19 protein-coding genes and 3 tRNA genes are annotated in these 25,891 nt (G+C 43.3%); 11 read left to right on the forward strand and 11 right to left on the reverse strand.

What is annotated here, in order from left to right:
* A partial coding sequence (gene rmuC, locus KKA81_04960) for a DNA recombination protein RmuC (GenBank protein MBU2650265.1) occupies window positions 1-947 on the reverse strand: 947 nt, incomplete at its 3' end.
* A gap of 429 nt (window positions 948-1,376) precedes the next feature.
* On the opposite strand from rmuC, the gene KKA81_04965 reads away from it, so the two are divergent.
* Both KKA81_04965 and KKA81_04970 read left to right on the forward strand, forming a co-directional pair.
* Window positions 1,377-1,449, forward strand: a tRNA-Gly gene (locus KKA81_04965).
* 87 nt (window positions 1,450-1,536) lie between these two features.
* A tRNA-Leu gene (locus KKA81_04970) sits at window positions 1,537-1,622 on the forward strand.
* A 96-nt stretch (window positions 1,623-1,718) separates the two neighbouring features.
* Here the strand turns inward: KKA81_04970 and mutS are convergent.
* Window positions 1,719-4,298 (reverse strand): DNA mismatch repair protein MutS, encoded by a 2,580-nt coding sequence (mutS, locus tag KKA81_04975; protein ID MBU2650266.1) that lies wholly within the window; start codon window positions 4,296-4,298, stop codon window positions 1,719-1,721.
* Between the two features lie 245 nt (window positions 4,299-4,543).
* Here mutS and KKA81_04980 point away from each other — a divergent pair, with 245 nt between their 5' ends.
* From KKA81_04980 to KKA81_04990, 3 genes are all read left to right on the forward strand, one after another.
* Window positions 4,544-5,089 (forward strand): TrmH family RNA methyltransferase, encoded by a 546-nt coding sequence (locus tag KKA81_04980; protein MBU2650267.1) that lies wholly within the window; start codon window positions 4,544-4,546, stop codon window positions 5,087-5,089.
* 11 nt (window positions 5,090-5,100) lie between these two features.
* Window positions 5,101-5,250 carry a hypothetical protein gene (locus KKA81_04985; GenBank protein ID MBU2650268.1) on the forward strand — a complete coding sequence of 50 codons (150 nt, stop codon included), beginning with the start codon at window positions 5,101-5,103 and terminating at the stop codon, window positions 5,248-5,250.
* A 321-nt stretch (window positions 5,251-5,571) separates the two neighbouring features.
* Window positions 5,572-8,070 carry a hypothetical protein gene (locus tag KKA81_04990; protein ID MBU2650269.1) on the forward strand — a complete coding sequence of 833 codons (2,499 nt, stop codon included), beginning with the start codon at window positions 5,572-5,574 and terminating at the stop codon, window positions 8,068-8,070.
* A gap of 74 nt (window positions 8,071-8,144) precedes the next feature.
* On the opposite strand, the gene KKA81_04995 is transcribed toward KKA81_04990, so the two are convergent.
* Window positions 8,145-8,777, reverse strand: a complete 633-nt coding sequence (locus tag KKA81_04995; GenBank protein MBU2650270.1) for a deoxynucleoside kinase — start codon at window positions 8,775-8,777, stop codon at window positions 8,145-8,147.
* A complete protein-coding gene (folK, locus tag KKA81_05000) occupies window positions 8,774-9,286 on the reverse strand; it encodes a 2-amino-4-hydroxy-6-hydroxymethyldihydropteridine diphosphokinase (protein ID MBU2650271.1) in 513 nt (170 codons plus the stop codon). Before folK ends, KKA81_04995 begins: the two co-directional genes overlap by 4 nt.
* Window positions 9,287-9,398: 112 nt before the next feature.
* On the opposite strand from folK, the gene sppA reads away from it, so the two are divergent.
* On the forward strand, window positions 9,399-11,174 hold the full coding sequence (gene sppA / locus KKA81_05005) for a signal peptide peptidase SppA (GenBank protein ID MBU2650272.1): 1,776 nt from the start codon (window positions 9,399-9,401) through the stop codon (window positions 11,172-11,174).
* A gap of 35 nt (window positions 11,175-11,209) precedes the next feature.
* Here the strand turns inward: sppA and nifJ are convergent, their stop codons facing one another.
* Complete coding sequence (nifJ, locus tag KKA81_05010; GenBank protein MBU2650273.1) at window positions 11,210-14,737, reverse strand: pyruvate:ferredoxin (flavodoxin) oxidoreductase; 3,528 nt, start codon at window positions 14,735-14,737, stop codon at window positions 11,210-11,212.
* A gap of 199 nt (window positions 14,738-14,936) precedes the next feature.
* Here nifJ and KKA81_05015 point away from each other — a divergent pair, with 199 nt between their 5' ends.
* On the forward strand, window positions 14,937-15,950 hold the full coding sequence (locus tag KKA81_05015; protein MBU2650274.1) for a dihydroorotate dehydrogenase-like protein: 1,014 nt from the start codon (window positions 14,937-14,939) through the stop codon (window positions 15,948-15,950).
* Here the strand turns inward: KKA81_05015 and KKA81_05020 are convergent.
* Together KKA81_05020 and KKA81_05025 are read right to left on the reverse strand one after the other, a co-directional pair.
* Window positions 15,943-16,530: an indolepyruvate oxidoreductase subunit beta gene (locus tag KKA81_05020; protein MBU2650275.1), complete on the reverse strand. Its 588-nt coding sequence runs from the start codon at window positions 16,528-16,530 to the stop codon at window positions 15,943-15,945. The genes KKA81_05015 and KKA81_05020 overlap by 8 nt on opposite strands.
* Window positions 16,531-16,545: 15 nt before the next feature.
* Window positions 16,546-18,165 (reverse strand): indolepyruvate ferredoxin oxidoreductase, encoded by a 1,620-nt coding sequence (locus KKA81_05025; protein ID MBU2650276.1) that lies wholly within the window; start codon window positions 18,163-18,165, stop codon window positions 16,546-16,548.
* 135 nt (window positions 18,166-18,300) lie between these two features.
* On the opposite strand from KKA81_05025, the gene KKA81_05030 reads away from it, so the two are divergent.
* Together KKA81_05030 and KKA81_05035 are read left to right on the forward strand one after the other, a co-directional pair.
* Window positions 18,301-18,912, forward strand: a complete 612-nt coding sequence (locus tag KKA81_05030) for a DUF479 domain-containing protein (protein MBU2650277.1) — start codon at window positions 18,301-18,303, stop codon at window positions 18,910-18,912.
* A gap of 82 nt (window positions 18,913-18,994) precedes the next feature.
* Window positions 18,995-20,209, forward strand: a complete 1,215-nt coding sequence (locus KKA81_05035) for a cyclic nucleotide-binding domain-containing protein (protein MBU2650278.1) — start codon at window positions 18,995-18,997, stop codon at window positions 20,207-20,209.
* A 6-nt stretch (window positions 20,210-20,215) separates the two neighbouring features.
* On the opposite strand, the gene KKA81_05040 is transcribed toward KKA81_05035, so the two are convergent.
* The gene (locus KKA81_05040; protein MBU2650279.1) at window positions 20,216-21,328 is read right to left on the reverse strand and encodes an ABC transporter permease; all 1,113 of its coding nucleotides are present in this window, start codon (window positions 21,326-21,328) and stop codon (window positions 20,216-20,218) included.
* A 311-nt stretch (window positions 21,329-21,639) separates the two neighbouring features.
* Between KKA81_05040 and KKA81_05045 the strand changes: the two genes are divergently transcribed.
* Complete coding sequence (locus KKA81_05045) at window positions 21,640-22,446, forward strand: RNA methyltransferase (protein ID MBU2650280.1); 807 nt, start codon at window positions 21,640-21,642, stop codon at window positions 22,444-22,446.
* Between the two features lie 68 nt (window positions 22,447-22,514).
* Window positions 22,515-22,591 (forward strand) — tRNA-His (locus KKA81_05050).
* An 82-nt stretch (window positions 22,592-22,673) separates the two neighbouring features.
* Here KKA81_05050 and KKA81_05055 read toward each other — a convergent pair.
* Genes KKA81_05055 through KKA81_05065 form a run of 3 tightly spaced genes read right to left on the reverse strand, consistent with a single transcriptional unit; the run spans window position 22,674 to window position 25,886 of the window.
* Window positions 22,674-23,603 (reverse strand): DUF4340 domain-containing protein, encoded by a 930-nt coding sequence (locus KKA81_05055; protein MBU2650281.1) that lies wholly within the window; start codon window positions 23,601-23,603, stop codon window positions 22,674-22,676.
* Between the two features lie 22 nt (window positions 23,604-23,625).
* Window positions 23,626-25,143: a Gldg family protein gene (locus tag KKA81_05060; protein ID MBU2650282.1), complete on the reverse strand. Its 1,518-nt coding sequence runs from the start codon at window positions 25,141-25,143 to the stop codon at window positions 23,626-23,628.
* Window positions 25,144-25,166: 23 nt separating this feature from the next.
* A complete protein-coding gene (locus KKA81_05065) occupies window positions 25,167-25,886 on the reverse strand; it encodes an ABC transporter permease (protein MBU2650283.1) in 720 nt (239 codons plus the stop codon).
* Window positions 25,887-25,891: the final 5 nt, after the last annotated feature.

The following is a 25,891-nucleotide window of genomic DNA, read 5'->3' on the forward strand; positions in this document are numbered from 1 at the left end:
GGCAGGAACATGATGCCGAAATCGGTAGTGTTGGGCGGGTCAATATACTTTTCGTGAATGTCGCGTGCCATTTTTTTAATAGTGGTTTCGAGCAGTTTTTGTGCTGCTTCAATCTGATGAATGTCACCGGTATCGTAAGCAGATTGCAGTTGTTCGTAAATGTCGCGTGGGAACTTGGCATCCACCGGGAGCCAGACCACGTTGCTGAAATCATCTCTTCCCGGCAGTTTAATAGCAAACTCAACGCTTTCCTGGCTGCCGGCTTTGGTTTTTACGTTGGCTTCATATTGCTCCGGCGCCAGAACTTGCTCCAAAAGCATGGCCAGTTGTACTTCCCCAATTCCTCCCCTCATTTTAACATTGCTCAGCACACGCTTCAGTCCTCCTACATCCTGAGCCAACGTTTGCATCTCTCCCAGTCCTTTCTGCACACTCTCCAGTTGTTTGCTGACAATATCGAACGACTGCCCAAGCCGTTCGCTAAGGGTTTTTTGAAGTTTCTCGTCAACGGTCTGGCGCATTTCCTCCAGCCGTTTTTCCGTACTCTCTATCAGTTTGTTTTGTTTTTCCTCAAGATGTGTAAATTTCTCCCGCTGTAAATTGTTGAACGATTCAACATTTTTCTCAAAGGTATCCTGGAAATCCTTAAATGTCTTTGTAATGGATTCACGCATCTGCTTACTGTCTTCTTTGGCCTGCAGATTTATTTTGTCGAGTTGGTCAACAGTCTTAAAAGTAAGGGTTGTCAGTTCATTTTTCAGGTCATTGAATTTGTTTTTCTGTTCCTCAGAAAACTCTTTAAGGTTTTTGGTAAGTGATTCACGGTTAGCATTATTGTTTTCATCAGCTTTGTCGATCAGGCGTGTAATCCTTTCTTCCAGGGTTTTGTTTATTTTTTCGAGGCTTTGCTGGTTCTTTTCCGATATTTCCCGGAAAGTATCTGCCATTTCCTTACGAAATTCACGCAGGGTATTGTTTAGTTCTGTCCGGTTTTCTTTGGCAATGGCAGCGCTTTCTTCCCGGTTGAGCTTAAATTCTTCCTTCTGACGGGTTTCAAAGTTTTGTACGCTCTTGTTGAGTTCTTCCAGCTTTGGTTCCAGTGCCTGAAGCCCTTTATCTCCATGTTTTTTTCCCAGGAAATATACCATCAGGATATTGAGAATGAGCAGGGCAATGATTATGTATAGGAATATTTCCATATTACTGAAAATTAATTGATTTTAAATGAGGTATTATACCAGGTTTTATCAGTGAGCAAGGTAATAAAAATCTCCGAGGTGTTTCGCGAATCCTGGATGTCTTTAAAATCAAAAATCCTTATTAAATTATTTTGCACAACAGAAAATTTTTTATATTTGCACTCCCTTTCCGGGTATGCGGAAATAGCTCAGTTGGTAGAGCACGACCTTGCCAAGGTCGGGGTCGCGGGTTCGAGTCCCGTTTTCCGCTCAAATTAATTCGATATCAACAAGCCAAACGATATCGAATTTTTTTTGCCCCCACACTCACACTCACACCCACACTCACACTCATCTCGCCCAGGTGGTGGAACTGGTAGACACGTTGGACTTAAAATCCAATGACCAGTGATGGTCGTGCGGGTTCAAGTCCCGCCCTGGGTACAACCAGATAAAAAAAGCCTTGTAAGTATATCTCTTACAAGGTTTTATTTTTTTGCTTCTTTTCATGCCCTCATTGAAGAACTCAGAGTTGACGGATCACGAATCAAGCAACCTCTTTATTTCATTCAACTTCATTAGTGCTTCCACGGGAGTGAGAGTATTAATATCGGTATTCAGGATGTCTTCCTTTATCTGCAGCAACAGCGGATCATCAAGTTGGATAAAGCTGAGTTGAAATTCGTTGTTTGATTTTCCGGTTTTCTTTCCTTTTTTGGTGAGTTGCTCATTACTGTGGGATTTTTCCAGTTGTTCCAGGATGTCATTTGCCCGGTTAACAACGGTTTTTGGCATGCCGGCCATCCTGGCTACATGAATGCCGAAGCTATGTTCGCTTCCTCCTCTGGCGAGTTTACGCAGGAAGATGACCTCATTATTTACTTCCCTGATGCTGATATGGTAGTTTTTTATCCTGGAAAATGAAGTTGCCATTTCATTCAGTTCGTGATAATGCGTTGCGAACAGAACCTTGGGTTTGAAGAGCGGATGTTCATGCAGGAATTCGGTGATGGCCCAGGCAATGGAAATACCATCGTAGGTACTGGTACCCCGTCCGATCTCATCCAGGATGATGAGGCTGCGGTCGGAGACATTGTTCAGGATGCTGGCTGCTTCGTTCATTTCCACCATGAATGTCGATTCACCTGATGAAATATTGTCGGAAGCCCCTACGCGGGTGAACACTTTATCGACCAGCCCTATTTTTGCCTTCTCTGCCGGCACGAAACAACCCATTTGCGCCATCAGTACGATCAAAGCGGTTTGTCGCAAAAACGCCGATTTCCCTGACATATTGGGGCCGGTCAGTATGATGATTTGTTGTTTATCATTGTCGAGGAGAACGTCATTCGGTACATAATCTTCTCCCAGTGGCAATTCCTGCTCAATTACAGGATGGCGGCCTTTATGTACATTTATGATATGCGATTCACTTATTTCCGGGCGTGCATATTTATAATTATTGGAAGCTTCTGCAAAAGATCGGAGACAATCAAGGCGTGCAATGATATTGGCATTGAGCTGGACTGCAGGAATATATTCATTCAGATCGCTCACAAGTTGCTGGAAAAGCTTGATTTCCAGTGCCAGGATCTTTTCTTCGGCAGTCAGGATTTTTTGTTCGTATTCTTTCAGTTCGTCGGTTATATATCTCTCGGAGTTAACCAGGGTTTGTTTCCGGTGCCATTCCGGGGGAACTTTATCCTTATGGGTATTGGTTACCTCCAGGTAATAACCGAACACAGTGTTATATCCGATCTTGAGTGAGGATATTCCGGTGCGTTCTGTTTCGCGCCTTTGTATATTTTCAAGGTAGTCTTTTCCTGAAAAAGCCAGGTTTCTGAGTTCATCCAGTTCTTCATTTACTCCTTTCCTGATGACTCCTCCTTTTGACGGGATGGCAGGAGGATCTTCTTCAACTTCCTTTTCAATGCGGTTTCTTGCAGTGAAGCATGGATTTAGTTGTTCCGAAAGTCGTTGAAGCACGGGATGTTGTGCTTCCTGGCATAATGACTTTATTTTCTCAACCGCATTGAGTGCACGTTTTAGCTGGACAACCTCCCTGGGGTTAACTTTTCCCAGGGCAACGCGGGAAATGATTCTTTCCAGGTCACCGATAAGCCTGAGTTCGCGTGCGAGGATTTGTGCAGTGTCACCATTATGTATAAAAAAACCAACGGTGTCAAGTCTTTCTTCTATGGGTTGCTTTTCTTTCAGAGGCAGAACGATCCAGCGTCGAAGCATTCGTCCCCCCATGGGGGTAAGTGTTTGATCAAGAACCTCCAGCAGGGTGCGGGCATTTTCATTAATGGGATGTATCAATTCAAGATTGCGGATAGTGAACCGGTCGAGCCAAACGAAACGCTCTTCCTCTATGCGCGAGATGCTTTGGATATGGCCTGTTTTTTCATGGTGCGTTTCTGCCAGGTAGTGCAGTGCCGCTCCAGCAGCAATAATGGCGTCATTGAGTTCCTCAATCCCAAAACCCTTAAGAGACATGGTCCCGAAATGCCGTGTCAGCAGTTCATGGGCAAAATCATGCGTAAATACCCAGTCGTCGAACGTATTTGTGTAAAACTTATGCCCGAAAACTTCATTAAAACGCTGCCTTTTGCTTTTTTGCAGGATAACTTCATTGGGTTTAAAGGTCTGGATCAGCTTGTCGATATATTCATTGGGTCCCTGAGCTACATAAAATTCTCCGGTTGAGATATCCAGGAAAGAGACCCCTGATACGGATCCGTTCAAATGAAGCCCGGAAAGGAAATTATTTTCTTTTTGCTGGAGAACATTTTCACTGATGGCGACACCCGGGGTGACCATTTCCGTTACTCCTCTTTTTACAATAGTTTTTGCCAGCTTAGGATCCTCGAGCTGTTCGCAGATAGCTACCCTCTGACCTGCCTTCACAAGTTTGGGAAGGTAGGTATCGAGGCTGTGGTGAGGAAATCCGGCGAGCTCGACATAGGAAGCTGCTCCATTGGCCCTTTTGGTCAGGACAATTCCCAGGATTTTCGATGCTTTTACAGCATCTTCTCCAAATGTTTCATAGAAATCTCCCACCCTGAATAACAGCAATGCGTCCGGGTATCGCGTTTTAATAGCGTTATATTGCTTCATTAGCGGGGTCTCTGCTATTTTCCTTTCACCGGCCACCGTAAAACTGGTTTAATAAAACTTTAAATTCCTGCATACCATAATCTATACCTCCCTGCTTTCATAAAAACCGGGATGCTGTATGAAGAATTTCAAAATACAAGCATGAAGTAAAAACAAAAATACTTTATTTTGCAGGTCAAGCCCGGATTTTAACCGGCAAGTATTCAACAAAAACCATGTTTTTTGTTGATAACTCATTCATCGTTATGAGGAAACTGGCTAATAGCGAACTTAACCGTTTATCGTTAGAGGATTACCGTAACGCTTCCAAGATGCCGGTCATTATTATACTCGATAATGTCCGAAGTCTGAATAATATTGGTAGTGTTTTCAGGTCAGCGGATGCCTTCCGTGTAGAAGCTATCTATTTGTGTGGGATCACCGCCCGTCCCCCGCACCGGGAAATATCCAAAACAGCATTGGGAGCAACAGAATCGGTGAAATGGAAGTATTTTGAAGAAACGATCCAGGCAGTTAATGAATTGCAGAAAAACGGATATCGCATCGTTGCCATTGAACAGGCTGATGATAGCATCATGCTGGATAAATGGAATCCTGATCCGGAGGAAAATATTGCTGTTGTTTTTGGTCATGAGGTTAATGGAGTGCAGGACAATGTTGTGGAGGGGGCAGACTTATGTGTAGAAATACCCCAATTTGGAACAAAACATTCTATAAACATTGCCGTCAGTGCCGGGATGGTCATATGGCAGCTTTTTTTGGCATATAGAGATTTTTTGTATGAAAAATAGGTTAATGTATTATGAGTATCGGGAAAGATTACTATCAAGTTACAGGCGCCAGGTTACAGGGTACAGGTTGCAGGTTGCAGGGTGCAGGTTACAGGGTGCAGGTTACAGGGTGCAGGTTGCAGGGTGTAGGTTTCAGGTTGCAGGGTGCAGGTTGCAGGTAGTTTGGGTGGGAGCTTTGAGTTTTGAGTTGTAACCTGAAACCTGAAACCTGAAACCTGAAACTTTGCTTCCATGTTTCCCGATACTCATTTAATGTAATAAGCATTGAAACAATAAAAGTTATTTTCACGTATGAACATTGATCATTAAAATATTGTTAAATAAACCGGGCAATAGATATGTTTCCGGGGTGTTTTTTTATATTTTTGCAGGATTATTAAACAAAAAAAAAGCATCCGTTATTTTCTATTTTGATTTTATATCGTATATTTGTGATATAGAGGATAATTGCTACATTTTCAAATAATTAAAAATTAAGAATTATGAAAAAGAATTACAGTGCTGCCTTGAAGTTCCTGGCTATCATTCTTTTTGGTGTTCTGCCCATTCTAATGATGGGACAGGAAGCCGGAGATAAAGCCTCGAAAAAATCTACCTCTTTTTCCCGTTACTGGTTTGCTAATATCAACGCGGGAATAAGTCTTGCCCACACTGATGTTTCAAATAATCTGGTGCTCCCTCCAACAGAAACCTGGCGGATGGGCTTTGGTGCCAATGCCGGATGGCAATTTCTGCCATTTTTGGGTGCTCGTGCACAGGTATCCGGTGGTTGGTTGAATGGTGAAAAATCAAAAATGGCTGAGCATAATTACAGAGATGTATACTTCGATGCCGATTATTTTGATTATCACCTGGCCGGAACAATCAGTTTTACCAATATGTTATTTGGATATAAGGAAAGACTTATCAATTTTTATGGTATCGTCGGATTTGGTCAGATACAGTTCAAAACGAAACTTAAGGATTCTGAAACCGGTTTCCTTTATGCAAAAAACGGATATAGCGGAGATGTTATCGGACCAAGCGGAAAAGGAGATAAATCAGGCTTTTTCAACAGAACAATGGTTTGGTCTGTTCCCGCAGGTATAGGATTTGCTATCCGTGCTTCCGAAAAAGTGGATATCACCCTGGAAAGCCAATGGAAATGGACAGATACTGAGCGCCTTGACGGAGTCATCGTAAAACGCGATTATCCTGTTAAAAACGATATGTACAGCTATACCAGCCTTGGTATTACATACAAATTCGGTTTTTCCGGTGGTTTAAAGAAAATGGAAAAGGATTTCGAACTGGTTACGCTTAAAGCTACTCCGGATCCTGTGGAAGCTATCGGCGATTCCGTTGAAATTACATTTTCCGGTACGGTTCCTCCCAAGTATTTCGATAAGAAATCCGCAATGTACCTTGTCCCAGTCCTTACCTGGCCAGGCGGCGAAGCTGTATATGATCCAATCACTCTGAAAGGTGAAGATGTTATAGGTGAAGGACAGATGATCAATTACAAGAATGGCGGCTCATTCAGCTACAAAACAACAGTTCCCTATGAACCTGGTATGAACGCTTCCGACCTTGTGGTTGTTCCCGTGATCTATCAGGTTAAGGAGAAGACATATGCCAACAAAGATGAGATCAAGGAACAGGCAAAGTTTGTTGAACTGCCGGCCCGCAAACTTGCTGATGGTGTTATTTACACCTCCCGTATGATCATGAATGATCAGCTAACCATTGCTGGTGCTCATGGCTATCAGAAAGAGGTCATTGTTACCAAAAAGGCTATGATATACTTCTTTGTTAACCGCTTTGATCTAAATTGGAGAGCTCCTCTGAACAAGCTTGACGAGAACAAGAGCAAACTGACCGAGATATCTGAGTTTATCGCCGGTGGATGGAAAATCCGCGACATTCAGATCGATGGTTGGGCATCTCCCGAAGGTGAAGAGACATTTAACAACGACCTCTCTGAAAAGCGTACAAATACTACGTACAATTACATGATTGCCGAGATTAAAAAGATTGCCAAGAAAAAAGATTCAAGGGTAGCTATCAAAGACCCAAAGACAGAGATCACATTTAATCTTAAATGGCATGGTCCGGACTGGGAAGGCTTCCTGGCCAATGTTCAGCAATCGAATGTTAAAGACAAAAATGCCATCCTGAATGTTATCCGTAGCGCTGCTCCGAGCAAACGCGAAGAGGAGATCCGCAACATGATCCTGATCTATCCTGAGATAGAAGAAAATATGCTGCCTCCATTGCGTCGTACCGTTATTGCAGTTAACTGCTACGAACCGAAACGTCCGGATGAGCAGATCAAGGCTTATGCAATGCAATATCCTGATTCCCTTAAAGTGGAAGAATTGTTGTATGCTGCAACTATGTACGATGATAACGAAAGTAAGCTGAAGATTTACAAGACTACTTTCTCCATTTATCCGAATTGCTGGACCGCCTATAACAATGCCGGTGATGCTGAACTGGCAATGGGTAACGTAGCCGGTGCTGAATCAATGTTCCGCAATGCCGACAGCAAATCCCCGAATAACGGAATTGTTAAGAACAATCTCGGAGTTATTGAATGCCATAAAGGAAACTATGAAAGTGCTGAGTCATACTTCAAGAATGCACAGCAATTGGGTGAGAATGTTAATTATAACCTCGGAACCCTTGAGATCCTGCATGGTAACTTCAGCAAAGCATTACAACTTTTCGGAAGCACAAAGTGCAAGTACAATGTCGGACTGGCCCAGCTCATGAGTGGCAATACCAGTGCAGCAGAAAGTACACTGAAATGTGCTCCGCAACATCCTGAAACATATTATCTGCTCGCTATCGTTGGTTCACGCACCGACAATACCAGCCTGATGTATGAATATCTTGGCAAAGCAATCAGTGGGGATCCTCAACTGGCTGCCCGTGCAAAAGACGACCGCGAATTCATTAAGTATTTTAATGCTCCTGAATTCCAAGCTATTGTGCAATAATTTATCTTATCATAATTCTTAAAAGAGAGGCTGCCGTTTGGTAGCCTCTCTTTTTTTACAGAATAGATAAATATTTACAAATCAATCTCATTCATACCTTCGGGAAGATCTTCCTGAATAATTGTCAACAGTTTTTTAAACTTTTCCGGTTCCATGATCAGGTCATGGTGGGCAATATCAATGCTTAATACTCTTATCCCGGGATGCTGACGGAAATAGCTGATGTATTTATCATGGATAGATTGCAGGTAATCAATCGGTATACCCCGTTCATAATCCCTTCCCCGGATTTTAATCCTTTTTTCGACAATTCCTGGAGTAGAATGCAGATAAATGATTAGATCGGGCTTGGGAAGGGTTGGATATATAATATCGAATAACCTCTTAAACAGTCCAAATTCAGATGAATTCAAAGTAACACCCGCAAAAATCCATGATTTATCAATAAAATAATCTGCTATTATTGTTTTGTCAAATAGAGCAGGGGTAGATGTCTTTTCCCGTATTTGCTGGTAACGGTCCGCCAGAAATGACAGTTCGAGAGTAAAAGCATAGCGCGCAGGATCCTGATAGAACTTAGGCAGGAAGGAGTTGTCTTCAAACCGTTCCAATAGAAGTGATCCCTGCACGGATGATGCCAGTTTCATGGCTAAGGTGGTCTTTCCTGATCCAATATTTCCTTCTATGGCGATAAACCTGTAATTCATCTTGATAGTGAAGGTTTGGTAATTGAAAGGTATGGAGTAACCCATGAATTATCCCGGCATGAATCAAGCAATTCGCTAATGGACTTGTGAATGACAGGATGTTGGAAATTTGGTAAAATTTCGTTCAATGGAATCAGGATAAACCTTCGATCCTGAATAAGAGGGTGGGGGATTACGAGGTTTCCTTCGAGGATGACTTTGTTTCCGTAAAACAAAATATCCAGATCTATGATCCTGGATTCATATCCGTTCATGCTTCGTTCGCGCCCCATTTCCTTCTCAATTTTGAGAAGCTGATCAAGCAAGTCGCCTGGCATCATATTGGTCTCCAGTTCAATAACTTGATTCAGGAAGTTGCTTCCCGGGTAAAATCCCCAGGGCTCTGTTTCATAAACAGAACTTTGTTTCAATATGTTGCAGCCCAGGCTCTGAATCCTGAAACTTGCTTCTTTCAGGTTTTGTAACTTGTCGCCAAGATTGGTCCCTATGGATATTACCCCTTTATTCATGATGTTTGCGATAGCCAAAAATACAATAAGAAGCACATATTTAATAAAAACTTAATTTCTTTTTTGCTTCAAATTTGTTAATATTGCATAACATCAATAAATATTTACGGTTATGAAGCAATTTTTTAAGTTCATGTTTGCATCGATGCTGGGTACGGTACTCACATTGGTGATTGTATTTTTTATAATTATGGGTATGATCACGGCATTTATCTCCATGGCTGATCAACAGACAGTTATGGTTGATCAGAATACTGTATTGAAGATTACCCTCGATCAACCTATACCCGAAAGAACTCCTAAATCTCCATTTGGTAATTACGATATGGCTTCCCAGGAATTTAAAAAGCCGGTAGGGCTGAATGACATTTTGGCCAACATTGAAAAGGCTACCCGGGATGAAAAGATTAAGGGTATTTTTATGAATCCTTCTATGATTCCTGCCGGCATTGCAACCATCCGGGAGATCCGGGATGCTTTGCAGGAATTCAAAAACTCAGGCAAATGGATTATAGCCTATAGTGATGCCTATTCTCAATCGGCTTATTACCTTGCTACTGTGGCCGATCAGATATATCTGCATCCACAGGGTTTTATAGATTTTCGTGGTATGCACATCGAATCCATGTTTCTGAAAGGAACACTCGAAAAAATCGACGTGGAGCCGCAACTTATAAGACACGGTAAATTCAAAGGTGCCGGTGAAATTTTCACGAGAGAGGACTATAGTGCTGAGAATCGGGAGCAGCTTGACCGCATTATTTCCACGATCTGGAATGACATGCTACCGGCTTTTTCTGAGGCGAGGGGAATAAGCATAGAAGATCTGAACAAGGCTGCTGATGAGCTTTCGGTGTTTTTTAATCCTAAGAGTGCATTGGAAATGAAGTTTGTCGACAAACTTGTTTATATGGATGAGGTTCTGGCGGATATGCGCACACGCCTGGGTATTGCAGAAGATGAGGATATTAACTCATTGTCGCTCTCAAAATATACACATGCCCCTCAACCGGAAAAGGCTGAGTTTACCAGAGATAAGGTTGCTGTGATTTATGCCGTGGGCACTATTGCTCAAGGGGAAGGTGGTGAAGAGAACATAGGTTCTGCCTCCCTTTCTAAAGCGATCAGGAAAGCCCGGCTGGATGATAATATTAAGGCTATTGTAATGCGTGTAAACTCTCCCGGTGGGGATGGAGTTGCCTCCGATGTAATCTGGAGAGAGGTAAAACTGGCAAAAGAAACAAAGCCATTTGTTGTTTCCATGGGGGATGTGGCTGCTTCCGGAGGTTACTGGATCAGTTGTGCCGCAGATAAGATCCTCGCAGATCCTTCTACCATTACCGGTTCTATCGGGGTTTTTGCTTTGATCCCAAACATGCAGGGGATGTTCAACGAAAAGCTCGGGATGACCTTTGATCACGTAAAGACCAATGCTAATGCCGATTTCCCGTCGGTTACAAAGCCTCTTTCCTCTTTCCAGCGGGCCAAAATGGAAAATGAAATAGACCGCTTTTACCAGGTATTCCTGGAAAGGGTTTCTTCAGGCAGAAATATGAGCATAGAAAAAGTGGATGAAATCGGACAGGGGCGTGTATGGTCAGGTATTGATGCCCTTGAGATTGGACTTATCGATGAATTTGGTGGTTTGCAGGAAGCGGTTGACCTTGCAGCTTCCATGGCCGGATTAACCAATTATAAGATAAAAAACCTTCCTGAATTGAAAGATCCCCTGGAACAATTGCTGAAGGAAATGACCGGCGGCGCTGCCGTTCAAAAACAGATAAAGGAAGAACTCGGGGAATTCTATAATTATTATGAATACGTGAAGTACCTTTCAGAACATCAGGGCGTCCAGGCTAGATTGCCGTTTGAGTTCAGAATGAATTAAAAAAAAAGGCTGTCAAACGACAGCCTTTTTTTTTATTAGAAACTCATTTCTGCAAGTCGTTTATAACTCATATACCTCCATTTGGCATTCTTTTCAGCCAGGGCATCGAGGCGTGCCGCTTCGGAGGGGAATGATTGTTTGAGTGAAGTATATCGTACTTCTCCGTTCAGGAAATCCTGGAATCTTGTCCAGTCGGGTTCTTTGGAATCAAGGGTAAACGGATTCTTGCCTTCCTCTTCAAGCATGGGGTTATAGCGGTATAGTTGCCAGTAACCGGCTTCAACAGCCAGTTTTTCTTCGTGTTGTGATTTACCCATTCCGGCTTTTAGTCCGTGATTGATGCATGGAGAATACGCAATGATCAGAGATGGTCCGGGATACGCTTCCGCTTCTTTGATAGCCTTGAAGAACTGCGACTGGCTGGATCCCATAGCTACCTGGGCAACATATACATAACCGTATGTCATGGACATCATTCCGAGGTCTTTCTTACGTATTTTCTTGCCGGATGCAGCAAATTTAGCTACTGCACCGACCGGTGTAGCCTTGGATGACTGGCCTCCCGTGTTGGAATATACTTCCGTATCCATCACAAGCACATTGATGTCTTCCCCGGAAGCTAAAACATGGTCGAGACCACCGTAACCGATGTCGTAAGCCCATCCGTCACCGCCAAATACCCATACCGATTTTTTTACCAGGTATTGTTTGAGTGCCAGTATTTCCTTTGCTATGGGATCATTGATACCTTCAAGCAATTTTACCAATTTGGCGGAGGCTGTTTTTGAGGCTTCGGCATTTTCCATGCCATCCAACCATTCTTTTACGATTTCTTTGCCTTCGTCATTCAGTGAACCATTAAGGATTGCAAGCCTTTCCGCTATCCTTGTCCTCATTTTCCTTACTCCAATTGCCATACCAAAACCGTATTCCGCATTGTCTTCGAATAGGGAATTGGCCCAGGATGGTCCATGTCCGGTTTCTTTATGCAAGCAATATGGTGTGGAAGGTGCGGAACCACCATAAATGGAGGAGCAGCCTGTTGCATTGGAGATCATCATTCTTTCGCCGAAAAGTTGCGTGATAACTTTTATGTAAGGAGTTTCTCCGCAGCCTGCACAAGCGCCTGAGAATTCAAACAGGGGTTGGGCAAACTGGCTGTTCTTGACGGTTTTATCTTTTGGAAGCAGATTTTCTTTGTAACCTACCTTTTCGTCCATGTAGGTCCAACGGTCAATTTCAACCAACTGTGTTTCCAGTGGTTTCATTTCAAGAGCGTTGGTTTTCGAAGGACAGATATCCACACAGTTTCCGCATCCTGTACAGTCGAGTGCACTAACCTGCATACGGAAGTGTAATCCTGCCAATTCTTTTCCAATGGCTTTTATGGCAACAGTCCCTTCCGGTGCATTTTTCAGCTCTTCATCATTAAGCAGGAACGGACGTATAGCGGCATGAGGGCAAACAAAAGCACATTGGTTACACTGGATACAGTTCTCAGGAATCCATTCAGGAACCTCTACGGCGATGCCTCGTTTTTCATAAGCGGTGGTTCCCTGCGGGAATGTGCCGTCTTCTCTTCCGACAAAAGCACTTACCGGCAGGTCGTCACCTTTCAGATGATTGATGGGATCCGCTACGTTGAGAACGAATTCAGGCGCTTCCCTTTCATCTTTCTCATCCGTGGGGTCAATGTTTTTCCAGGAAGCGGGTATTTCTACTTTTGTAACTTCCCCGCCTTTGTCGACAGCCATTTTGTTCATGTTCACAATGTCTTCACCCTTATTTCCAAAGGATTTGACAATGGCTTTCTTCATTTCATCAATCGCGGATTCATAAGGAATAACATTGGAGATTTTAAAGAAGGATGCCTGCATGATGGTATTGGTACGACTGCCTAATCCAATCTCTGCAGCGATCTTGGTAGCGTTGATGATATAAAAATCTATCTCATTCTCGCCAAGGTAGCGTTTCATGGAGTTAGGAAGTTTGTTCAGGGTCTCTTCCTCGTCCCAGATGCTGTTCAATAGAAAAGTTCCTCCTTTTTTAAGTCCCTTCAGCATGTTGTACTTTCCAAGATAGGAAGGCACATGGCATGCTACAAAATCGGGTGTGTTGACAAGGTAGGTTGAATGTATGGGTTTATCACCGAAACGCAGATGCGAAGTGGTGATACCTCCTGATTTCTTTGAGTCATACGCGAAGTATGCCTGTACATATTTATCGGTAGTATCGCCAATGATCTTAATGGAGTTTTTGTTGGCTCCCACGGTACCGTCAGACCCCAGTCCATAGAATTTTGCCGAATAGGTTCCTTTGGGAGAAGTATTGATTTCAGGAAGCAGTGGGAGTGAGGTAAATTTGACGTCATCTACAATACCAACCGTGAACCTGTTTTTGGGTTCGTTGCGTTTCATGTTCTCGAAAACGGAGATGATCATAGAAGGTGTGGTATCTTTTGAACTCAGTCCATAACGCCCTCCAACGATCATGGGGGCATTGTCCTGTTCGTAAAAGAGGTCCCTTACATCAAGATACAGAGGTTCACCATTGGCACCCAGTTCCTTGGTGCGATCAAGCACGGTGATGCGTTTAACGGTTTTCGGCATCACTTTCATAAAATACTTTGCTGAGAATGGCCTGTAGAGATGCACTGCAATGAGGCCTACTTTTTCTCCTTTGCTCATCAGGTAGTCGATGACTTCCTTGATGGTGTCGGTCACAGAACCCATGGCAATAACGATGTGCTCTGCATCAGGTGCTCCATAGTAGTTGAAAGGATGATATTCCCTGCCGGTTTTCCTGGAGATTTCCTGCATATACTCTTCCACGATATCGGGGATTGGATCGTAGAAACGGCTTGCAGCTTCCTTGGCCTGGAAGAAAATATCAGGATTCTGTGCTGTTCCGCGTGTTACAGGATGTTCAGGATTGAGTGCCCTGTCACGGAATTCCTGGATAGCATTGAAATCGACAAGGTCGCGGACATCGTCGTTATTAAGGACTTCAATTTTCTGTATCTCATGAGAGCTGCGGAATCCATCGAAAAAATGCAGGAAAGGGATCCGGCTTTTAATGGCAGCCAGGTGGGCAACACCTCCGATATCCATAATTTCCTGGATACCCCCGGATGCCAGCATGGCGAATCCGGTCTGTCGTGTAGCCATCACATCACTGTGATCTCCAAAAATGGAAAGAGCATGAGCAGCAACGGAACGTGCACTGACATGGAAAACCGCCGGTAATAATTCTCCGGCAATTTTGTACATGTTGGGTATCATGAGAAGCAAGCCCTGGGAGGCAGTAAAGGTTGAACTAAGGGTTCCAGCCTGCAAGGCTCCATGTAACGCACCTGATGCTCCTCCTTCCGATTGCAGTTCTTCCACCTTAACGGTTTCATTGAATATGTTTTTTCTTCCGTGAGCGGCCCACTCATCAATGTATTCGGCCATTGTGGAAGAAGGAGTGATCGGATAGATACATGCTACCTCGCTGAACATATACGCAACATGAGACGCAGCGTAATTTCCATCGCATGTGATGAATTTTTTCTTATTTGCCATAAGTATTGAAATTTAGGACTTTATACAAAGCGTAATACGGGCACGAAATTACTAAATAATATTTACCTCAAAATCAATTTTACCTACCCGTTTATTATTTATACTGATTTTAGATTGTTCCCGTGAAAACGTAATTTACTATATTTGTCTACCTTTACACGGGAATAAAAGATATTGAGAATAATTAAACTGAATTTATATGGATTTAAGCGTTAACTATATGGGAATCAGGCTTAAGAATCCCATTATTGTAGGGGCAAGTAACCTCGTAACTGATTTGGATGCACTCAGGAAACTTGAAGACGCAGGTGCAGCTGCCATCGTATATAAATCACTTTTTGAGGAACAGATTCATCTGGAGAATCTTGAGAACTATGGTGCCGAGGAAGACTATGCAAGCCGGCACGCCGAAATGTCTTCATCCATGTTCCCGGATATGGGAGATGCCGGTCCTGATGCCTTTCTGCTTAAATTAAGGAAAGCCAAAGAAAGCATAGGGATACCCCTGATCGCAAGTCTGAATGCAGTGTATGAAGAAACCTGGGTGGAATATGCACAAAAGATCGAGCAAACCGGTGTTGATGGACTGGAAGTGAATTTTTATGCCGTTCCAAAAGAGTTTCATATCGATGGCAGGTCAATTCTTACAGAACAACTGGATATTCTGCAAAAGGTAAAAGAAAGCGTAAAGCTTCCTATTGCTGTTAAGTTGAGTCCTTTCTATACAAATATCCTTTACACAATAGCTGAAATGGATAAATCAGGCGTGGATGCATTTGTGTTATTCAACCGCTTGTTCCAACCTGAGATTGATATCGACCTGGAAGAGCATTATTTTCCTTATAATCTCAGTAATCAGAATGATAACAGGCTTTGTCTGCGCTTTGCCGGCTTACTTTTTGGTCAGACCAATGCCAAGATTTGCGCCAACAGTGGAATTTATACAGGTGAAGATGTGATCAGCATGATACTTGCAGGTGCCGATACCGTTCAGGTTGTAAGCACCCTCTATAAAAACGGAATTGACCAGATAAAGGTAATGTTGGATGAGGTTCAGGCATGGATGGAAAAAAAGAATTACCAAAAACTGGATGATTTCCGGGGCAAACTCTCCAAAAAGGAACTAAAAGATCCATTTACATACAAGCGTGCTCAATACGTTGATATATTGATGCACTCCAACGAGATATTTAAAAAATATCCCCTTATCTGATAAGGCTTTTTTCGGCGTAATCCCGACCTGCTCTTAGTGCTTTGATGTTCGATTCCAGCACAGCAGTTCCTTTTTTGCCAAACAGTATCTCCAACCCCTTTTCCAGGTGGCTGATATCCATATCCATGAAAGGTGCTGCAGCTCCCAGGACTATGATATTTGTGGCACGAGGTGCTTCTATTTCCTTTGCAATGGCATCGGCATCAATGATCACATGGTTCTTTACTTTTTTTATTTCATTGAGGATTTGTTCCATTTCGGGATAGTCCGGGATGTTTATATGTGGATTAGCATTGGCAATAAGCCATCCGTCATGGTATAGCATTTGTGTGTAGCGCAATGATTCCATGGGTTCTATGGAGATGATCATGTCTGCCTTACCCTGAGGGATAAGGTCTGAAAAAATCTCATCCGTAGAAAGCCGGAGATGTGATTGCACTGCTCCGCCACGTTGGCTCATTCCATGCACCTCCGCCTGTTTAAGATGCAAACCTGAGTCTATCGCTGCCAGTCCTATAGCTGCAGCCATGGTTAAAATTCCCTGGCCGCCTACACCTGCTAAAATGATATCCTTTTTCATTCGCCACTAATGGGTTTATGCTTGTTGTTCCTGTTTTTCTTTATGCTTTGCCCGCATTCTTTTGTTCAGTGTTTGTATACATTCCCTGCGGGGGATGATAACCGATACTCCCGGATACTCTAGTTCCTTCATGATGACTTTGACGTTTTCTTCATGGTATTTGGGAAGAGGTTTGATCACCTTTATATGTTCTTCTTTAACTCCAATCCCTTTACAAATATCTTCGATCTTACCAAAGGCGGCGGAGGTTTGTCCTCCGGTCATTCCGGTTGTTGAATTATCCAGGATCATCACAACGATAGGGGAGTTATGGTTTACTGCGTCCAATAGCCCGGTCATTCCTGAATGAGTAAAAGTAGAATCTCCGATGGCAGCAATAGCCGGTACCAAGCCGGCGTCAGCAGCGCCAACGGCCATGGTGATAGAAGCTCCCATATCAACACATGAATTAATAGATTCAAGGGGTTTAAGGGCACTCAATGTGTAACAGCCGATATCGGAGAATACGCGTCCTTTTGTATATTTTTCCAACGCTTCATTCAAGGCAGTGAAAGCATCATGGTGGGCACATCCTTTACAAAGCTTGGGGGGACGGCCTTTTATGATAACATTAATAAATTCTTCTACCTCCACATTCATTCCCAAGGCTTTACCCACAATGTTGGGGTTTAATTCTCCATCACGGGGCAGACGTCCGTTCAGCCTGCCATGTATGGCTTTGCCATATCCCAGATATCCTTTCAGCATTTCTTCAACGAAAGGGTATCCCTCCTCTATGATCAACAATTCTTCACATTCATCATAAATCTTTCGAATCATTTTTTCGGGAAGAGGATACTGACCGATTTTTAATACAGGATGAGGAACCTTGCCTCCCGGATAGTTTTCCCTGAGATAATTAAAAGCGATTCCGGTGGTGATTATACCCAGTTTCTTGTCAGGATGATCGATGTATTTGTTGAATCCTGAGTTTTCCGAAGCATACCTGAATTCGTCCTGTCGGTTTAGCAATAATTTATATCTTTTCCTTGCAATTGAAGGAAGGAGAATGAATTGAGTCGGATCGGAAGGTATTTGCATCGGGTTTTGCTCCTTATTGGGGATCCGGGTTACACCAGCCCGGCTATGTGCCAGGCGGGTTGTGATCCTTAATAGAACAGGAGTATCAAGTTTTTCCGAAAGATCAAAGCCATAGGAGACCATGTCGTATGCTTCCTGCTGGTTGGATGGTTCCAGGATTGGTATAAGGGCAAATTTCCCGTAAAACCTCGAATCCTGCTCGTTTTGCGAGGAATGCATGGAGGGATCATCGGCAGAAACGACCAGCAAACCACCATTGACACCGGTGATTGCTGAATTGATAAAAGCATCTGCAGCTACATTCAAACCTACATGCTTCATGCAAACCATTGCACGCTTACCGGCATAACTCATGCCCAGCGCTACTTCCATTGCCGTCTTTTCGTTGGCTGTCCACCGGGCTATTATGCCCTTTTCACGTGCTTCAGCCGAAGCCTGAACATATTCCGTTATTTCTGTACTGGGAGTGCCCGGATATGCGTAGATCCCGGAAAGCCCAGCATCTATTGCCCCCTGGGCAATAGCTTCATCACCTAGCAAGAGTATTTTCTGCATACCTTTTGTATTCTGTGTATGGGTTGTGCGTTGCCGACAAATCTAACAAAAAAATATCTCCTGCTGCTGTGACTTGTCGCCTAATCCTGCTTATTTATAATTAATTTAATTAACTTAGCCGAAAATTTCAAAACCTTGAATTTTCTTGCCCATTCTTACCTCTCCGCCAATAACCCGGAAGTGCTTCTGGGTAATTTTTTTGCCGATGCCGTTAAAGGAAACCATATCGATAATTTCCCCCCTCTCGTGATCAGGGGGATTCGCCTGCACAGGATGATCGACAGCTTCACCGACAGCCATCCTGTTTTCCTGGAAAGCCGGCACAGAATACAGGAAAATTATGGAAAGTTCTCAGGCATTATCATTGATATTTTTTACGATCATTTTCTGGCCAAAGACTGGGAGAGGTATTCAAACAAACCGTTGAAAACCTATTCTGCTTATGTTTATCAGTTGCTTATCAATAATTTCAGGATGCTCCCAAGCCGTTCGAAGCGAATTCTGCCATTTATGGTTTCTCAGGACTGGCTTTCAAACTATGCTAATTTCAGGGGAATGGAAAGGGTTTTTGCCGGCATGGACAGGCGTACCGGCCATATCTCGGGTATGGATCATGCCGTGGAGGACCTGAAGGTTCATTATGAAGATATTGGAAATGATTTCCGTCAGTTTTTTCCGGAAATTATAGCATTTGCCTGCCATTTCCTGCAGGAGCATGACCTTTCCTGTGAGGGAGTTTTGCTGTAGTTTAATTCAAAACAATTTCATTCCGTTTCCCGGAAAACTTTAACTTTGAATTTCCTTTTCCTGTAAGCGAACTTTTATAAAAATGGCCGAAATCATCGAAATTCTCAAAAAAGTTGACATTTTCAAAGAAATGGAATCCCATTTCCTGGAGGAAATTGCCGGTGTACTGGAAGAAGTTAATGTAAAACGGCAGCAGAATATTATAAAAAAAGGTGATCCGGGAGATGCAATGTATATTATTGGTGAAGGCCAGGTTAGGATACATGATGGAAACCACGTTTTGTCAAGGCTTTCCGAATATAATGTGTTTGGCGAATACTCCCTGATTGATGATGAGGTCCGATCTGCTTCCGTTACCGCCGAAAAACAGTCTATCCTGTATAAACTCAACAGGAATGACTTTGATAAACTCGTTGCCAGAAATAAGGATATAACGCGTGGAATACTCCGGGTATTGATCCAGCGAATCAGATATATGAACGAACTGGAGGAAAAACTTGCAAGGAGTTATATTAAGATACAAAAGCAAAAAGCAGAGATTGAAGAGCAAAGTGAAAACCTCAGGATCCAGAAGCAAAAATTCGAAGAACAGAATTTTGAGTTGCTCAATATTAACGAAGAAAAGAATAACCTTATAGGTGTTGTAGTTCATGGCCTTAAAAATCCACTGACCAGTTGTCTGACCATAGTTGATCTGCTTTATGCCGACGAGGAAAATTGCAATGGAGAGCAACGCGAATATCTGGACCTGATCCGTCGCTCCCTGTTTCGTATGAACAAAATGATCAATGAGATACTTGATGTAAATATCATTGAATCAAGGGTATTGCAACTTAAGATCACAAAGATAAATCTGAGATCCATTGTCTCCGACATCCTGGGAAATCACAGGTTGGCGATGGAACAACTTGGTCTTGAACTGGTTGAAGAAATGGACGACATATTTGCTGACCTTAATGAAGTCTATATTCTGCAGGTTGTCGACAATTTGATCAGTAATGCTATCCGGTTCACTCCTTCGGGAAAAAAGATCCATGTGCTGGTGCTTAAGAAGGGGAAAGCAGCAAGGTTGGTTATAAAAGATGAAGGTGTGGGCATCCCATCTCATATGACGGAGGCTGTTTTTGATTTGTATCAGCAAAAGAAATCCATGCTTTCACAGGATGAACCTGACCCGGGACTGGGCCTGGCCATAGTTAAAAAGTATGTAACTGCTATGGCTGGTAAGGTTTGGTGCGAAAGTTCAGAAGGCAAGGGATCCTCTTTTATTGTTGAATTTCCTCTGTCTGCTTCATGATGAAGTTTAATGTGATATTTTAATATCCAGTGCATTTCTTAAACCGTTTCCCATTATCATGAATGCAAGCACCATGAACATGATGGCAAGTCCGGGGAATATGGCAAGGTGGGCTGCATCCAGGATGATATACGGGTAATTTTCCCTGATCATGGTTCCCCACGATGGCATGGGAGGCTGGACACCTATTCCCAGAAAACTCAAACCGGCTTCTATTAATATGGCGGATGCGAAATTGGCGGAGGATATGACCACCACGGGCCCCATGATGTTGGGCAGGATATGCCGGAATATAATCCTGAAATTAGAGAATCCCAGCGCCTTGCCGGCCTCCACAAACTCTTTTTCGCGAAAACTGAGTATTTGCCCGCGGACTACTCTTGCCACTTCAACCCACATGGTTAGCCCTACCGCTACAAACACCTGCCAGAATCCTTTACCTAATGCAAATGTTATTGCAATAACCATCAAAAGCGTAGGGATAGACCAGATCACATTGATAAACCATACTACCAGGTGATCAACCCAACCCCGGAAAAAACCGGCAAGCGCACCCAATGTTATTCCTATCACCAGGGAGATCAGTACGGAGATGAAACCAACCGATAAGCTTACGCGTATCCCGATAAGCAACATACTGAGCATATCTCGTCCGAAACGGTCACTTCCCAGTAAATACTGCTTTTTGATAATGTGATTGTTAATTACCTTTTCCTGTAAATCGTTCAGGGTGAGAATCTCTGTTTTCCCTCCCTGAACCGGTATGTAAACCGTGTCGTTCGACAAAAGCACCGTTTTTCCCGGTTCCAGAGGAAAAGCAATATCGGCAAGTTCAAAACTGTACTGAATGGGATCTGTTTCCGGCGGATCACTGTATTCATCGATGGTTAATATCAGGCTGTCAATTTGGTAATTGTTGAAAGGAATCGAAAAATAGGGATATTTCTCTCCAAATACCATTGTATGGAACCAGGATGTCTTTACAGATGGTTCATTTTTAGTAATTAACAGCATTTGACAACTGAATCCGGGTTTTTTCGCTGCCAGCTCAATATGCTGGTCATTGGCAAAGGGTGAACGGTCAGGTGTGATCTGATAACCCAATGCTCCCAGGATCATCGTGCAAAAAATAAACCATAATGCCGCATAACTTAAACGGTTCTTTCTGAAACGCTTCCATGCTATCCTCGAAAGCGATCCGCTACCTTCGTATTTTCTTTTCCTGAGGAACATTTCAAAATTTTGATAAATGTAAGATATTTCTTTTGAGAACAGCGTTTGATATTTGTAGTCTGTTTGATGGATTTGAATCCTTAATATCCTTATCATTTCGGGGGATATAATTGAAAATCCCTATTGATAATTCAGTAATTTAGCTACGGTTTATTTTCCGATGAAGCAATTCAACGGAATTCTCAAATTCTGAAGCGATGTCAGTGATCATAACCAGTATGAATAACCCCAGGGTAAGGGAATTGCAGAAGTTGTCCAAGCCCAGGGACAGGAAGGAGTCAGGTTTGTTTGTCATTGAAGGCCGGAAGGAGATCATGCTGGCCTTTGATCATGGTTATGATTTTGAATCTTTGTGGGTTTGTCGTGAGATCGGAGAAGCAAGCGAGTTTAACGATGTATCGGAACGGTTTTCCGCTATCGGTGTTCCTTTGATAGAAATATCTGCTCATGTATTCAGTAAGCTGGCTTACCGGGAAAACAGTGATGGGGTGCTTGGTGTAGCGCATGCGAGGAATCACAGTTTAAAGGATCTTGACTTACCCTCAACTCCGTTGGTAGTCGTTCTTGAAGCTGTGGAGAAACCGGGTAATCTTGGGGCAATCCTGCGGACTGCGGATGCTGCCGGGGTTGATGCGGTGATTCTCTGTAATCCGAGAACCGACCTGTATAATCCTAATGTCGTTCGTTCAAGCATAGGTTGTCTGTTCTCACAACAGATTGCTGTGACATCTTCGGCATCTGCCTTAACTTTTCTCCGGGAAAGAGGTATCATAATTTATGCGGCATACCTGACTGCCCGATTGAAATATCATGAGGCTGATTTCCGGGGAGCCTCAGCTATTGTCATGGGGACTGAGGCGGATGGCCTTTCTGAGTTCTGGCTTAAAAACTGCGATCAGGGTATCATTATCCCCATGCGTGGCGCCATCGACTCGCTTAATGTATCGACATCCACAGCTATCATCGTTTTTGAGGCAATGAGACAAAGAGGTTTTGATGGGTAAATGGAAAATTTCTTTTTCAGTATTATGGAGGTACAAAAATTTTGTATATTTGCATCCCTTTTAATACGGTGCATGTAGCTCAGCTGGTTAGAGCATCGGATTGTGGTTCCGAGGGTCGTGGGTTCAAGTCCCATCTTGCACCCCAAAAAAAAGAGCTGTTAGGATAACAGCTCTTTTTTTATCGGAGATCGGAGATCGAAGATCGAAGATCGGAGAACGGAGAACCGTTATCTGAGATCTCCGAATTCAAAGATTTTTTCAAACAGTTTTCCTTTGCTTCCGTCCCAGATGCTTCCAGGATTTTCACTGGAAGTAATATAATAAACTCCCAGGGTGTCGGCGGCGGGATAAGCACTGATCAAAACCGGCTGGAAGGAGCCGCCTTCCAGGGTAAGACGGTAAATGGGCTCTATTCCGCTAATACTCACTGTATCAATAAATCCTGAGTTTCTCATTTTAGCAATGGAACGAAGATATTTTACTGTTGCTGCGGAATCGGCCGGTTGTCCATTCAAAGTCCATTTCTTGTCTTGCAGTGATAATTCGTCCCTGGCTCCGGGTCTTTCAAAAGTAAGTTTCTCCAGTGCTTCGAAATCTTTGCCTACAAGGTTTTTATTTCTATAAAGCGATGATCCGTTGGTAAAATTCATTCGAAGTAAGCCGTCAAGCGCATATATATTTTTCTCTCCAACCGGCCTGACATAAGAGGTCATTTTGGTGTTCTGACGTGCTCCTACCATCGCATTCTGTTGATCGTCTACCTTGTAAGAGAATTTGCCGATCAGTACCTCATCTATTATTTTGTCATCGATATAAAGACTTACCCGTATCCCGTTTGCTTCATCAACCTGGTATTCCTCCCATTTATCTTCGCTTCGGGCAGGAACACTTTCTGTTTTCATTTTATCAAGCATATGCAGAACATTATTGATTGCATCCGCATCTCCTATGTATTCTTTATCATTCGTCTTTACTGTCCAGGATGAGCTATCTGTCTTTATCAGTTTAAGTGGGTCAGTCTGACCCGGTTCGGTGATCTCAATCAGAGTAACCTGATCAGGCTCGAAATCCAGAACCTGTGACCGGAAGGTTCTGTCACCCTTACGGTTAAGTGTTACCAGGGCAACTATTGCGGCCAGTATTATGACCGCAATCATTAAAATTGTAGTATTTAATTTCCTAAACATAACCTTCCTCCATTCTTTTTGAGCGGATAATCCTCCTCCTCTGATATCTCAGTATTCCGTATATAACAATCACTAATATGGGAACCAGGAAGTTCATCCACCGCATAAGTACTTTTTTTGCATCACTAACCTGATCCAGTGGTCTGGATGTCACTTCCTTGGTCCTAAGACCGATAAGCCCTGTCTCATCGGTCAGCCACTCAACGGAATTAACCATCAGGCTTACATTATCCGGTTGAACCTGCTGTGCACGTTGCCCTTCACCATTGACCGGGAAATCACCGTCTCCGATAATAACGATTTTCGAGGGTGTATTTCCTGAAATATTTCCACTGACGATACCTGCAACAGGCGTACCTGGCCTTGTGAAATCGCTTTCGTTCCAGCGTTTGTTGATATCGAAATATACAGGAGTTGCCTGGGTGCCGGATTGTTTGCTCGACCATGCAATAGGTGTGAATTGTACTGTGGTGTCACCACTATAGCTGACAGGGCTTGCAAAAGGCAGTAATACAGATTCCAGTCCTTTGGTTATGGGATGGTTTTCAAAGTTTACCACAACCGGAAGATACGGAAATGGCATGGCTGTTGTCATGGTGAAGCCCATTTGCTGCTGCCTTACGCTAACGTTTCCACAACTGGCATCCACAATGAAATTGTCTTCAACAACAATGCCTTTGTCTGCCAGCCAGCTTTCAAGTCCGGTACTGATGGGTTTTCCCGTGGCATTGCTCATATCGCCTTCCACACGGTTTAAAGCTATAAATAGATTACCTCCACCGGCAAGATATTTATCAAGGTTGTTCAGGGCTTTCTGTGGGAAGGAATCCCTGGGAGCTACTATCATAAGAGCCTTGTAAGGTGCCAGATATACACCGCTGTCTGCAATATTTACAGGTACTATATCGTAAAGAATCTGCAACTGTTCATTAACCTGCTGGAGAGCATTCAACGAAGGACTTCCTTGTCCCTGGATATACCCGATCTTGGGTTTGTCTTTCACGGAAAGCTTTTTGATGGCTGTAGAAAGATCAAACTCCATTGACGATTCCGGCTGGATAAGCGGGATAATTCCTTTTTCTTCTCCCAGCCGCAGAACTGCTCCCAGGTAAACCTTTTTCTGGGTCACCTGGTCTTTCTCCCTTGCATTAATGATGACAGGTCGTATGCCGTTTTGCAAGGCCTGGTTTTCCATATCCTGGCTCTTGTTGGGATCAACAAATTCATACAGAATATTGCCTCCTGAAGCACTTGCATACTCCGAAAGTAGGTCACGGAAGTCGTTCTTGATCTTCAGAAACTGGGGAGGCAGATCCCCGGTGAAATAGGCGGTGATAGTGATGGTCTCATCGAGATCCTTTAAAATGCCTTTGGTTGCCTTGCTGAGAGAATACTGACCGTCTTCGGTCAGGTCTATCCTGAAAAAGAACTGATACGAAAGAAAATTGATCAGGATGATTACAACCAGGATCAGCAGGCTCTTGGAATTAATATTTTGTTTTTTCTTCATGGCTAAACACTTGCTTGATGGTTTTACAATCTGCTCTTTTCCAGGTTAGCTTCCGTGAGTATCATTCCCAGGAAGATCAATGACAGGAAGAAAACCAGGTCTCTGGAATCAATCACTCCCCTCGAAATGGAATCCATATGGGTGGAGACACTCAGATAATCAAAGATCTGTCCCGGCAGTCCGGTAAGGTAACCGGCAGCAAAGGAAAAGATTACCTGGAAGAAAATTCCGATGAACAATGCCAGAAGGTAACCTATAATCTGGTTCGTGGAGATACTGGAGGTAAAAAGTCCAATGGCAATGTAGGTGGCGCTCATCAGGATCAGACCCAGATAACCTGTCCAGATTGCTCCATGATCAACCGGCCCCATACTGGCGATAGAAATGTAATAAGGCAAGGTCAAAGCCAGGGCAATGAGGATCAGTATCAGTGTCGCTAGGAATTTTCCCAGCACAACCTGCCAGTCGGTGACAGGTCTTGTCAGCAGTAATTCTATAGTACCCGATCGCTTCTCCTCCGCAAACATCCTCATGGTTAGTCCGGGAATAAAGAAAAACAAGGTCCAGTATGCAATATTAAAGAATGATTCCATGCTGGCCTGCTTGATGAAGAACACATCGGATCCCAGGAACCAGGTAAATAGCCCGCTAAATCCCAGGAAGGCCACGATCATGATGTAGGCCATCAGGGAATTGAAAAACATTCCCAGTTCACGTTTTGCTATTATCCAGATATTTTTCATGGTTG

The organism is Bacteroidota bacterium (genome assembly GCA_018831055.1).
In the GTDB taxonomy this organism is placed as follows: Bacteria; Bacteroidota; Bacteroidia; order Bacteroidales; family B18-G4; genus M55B132.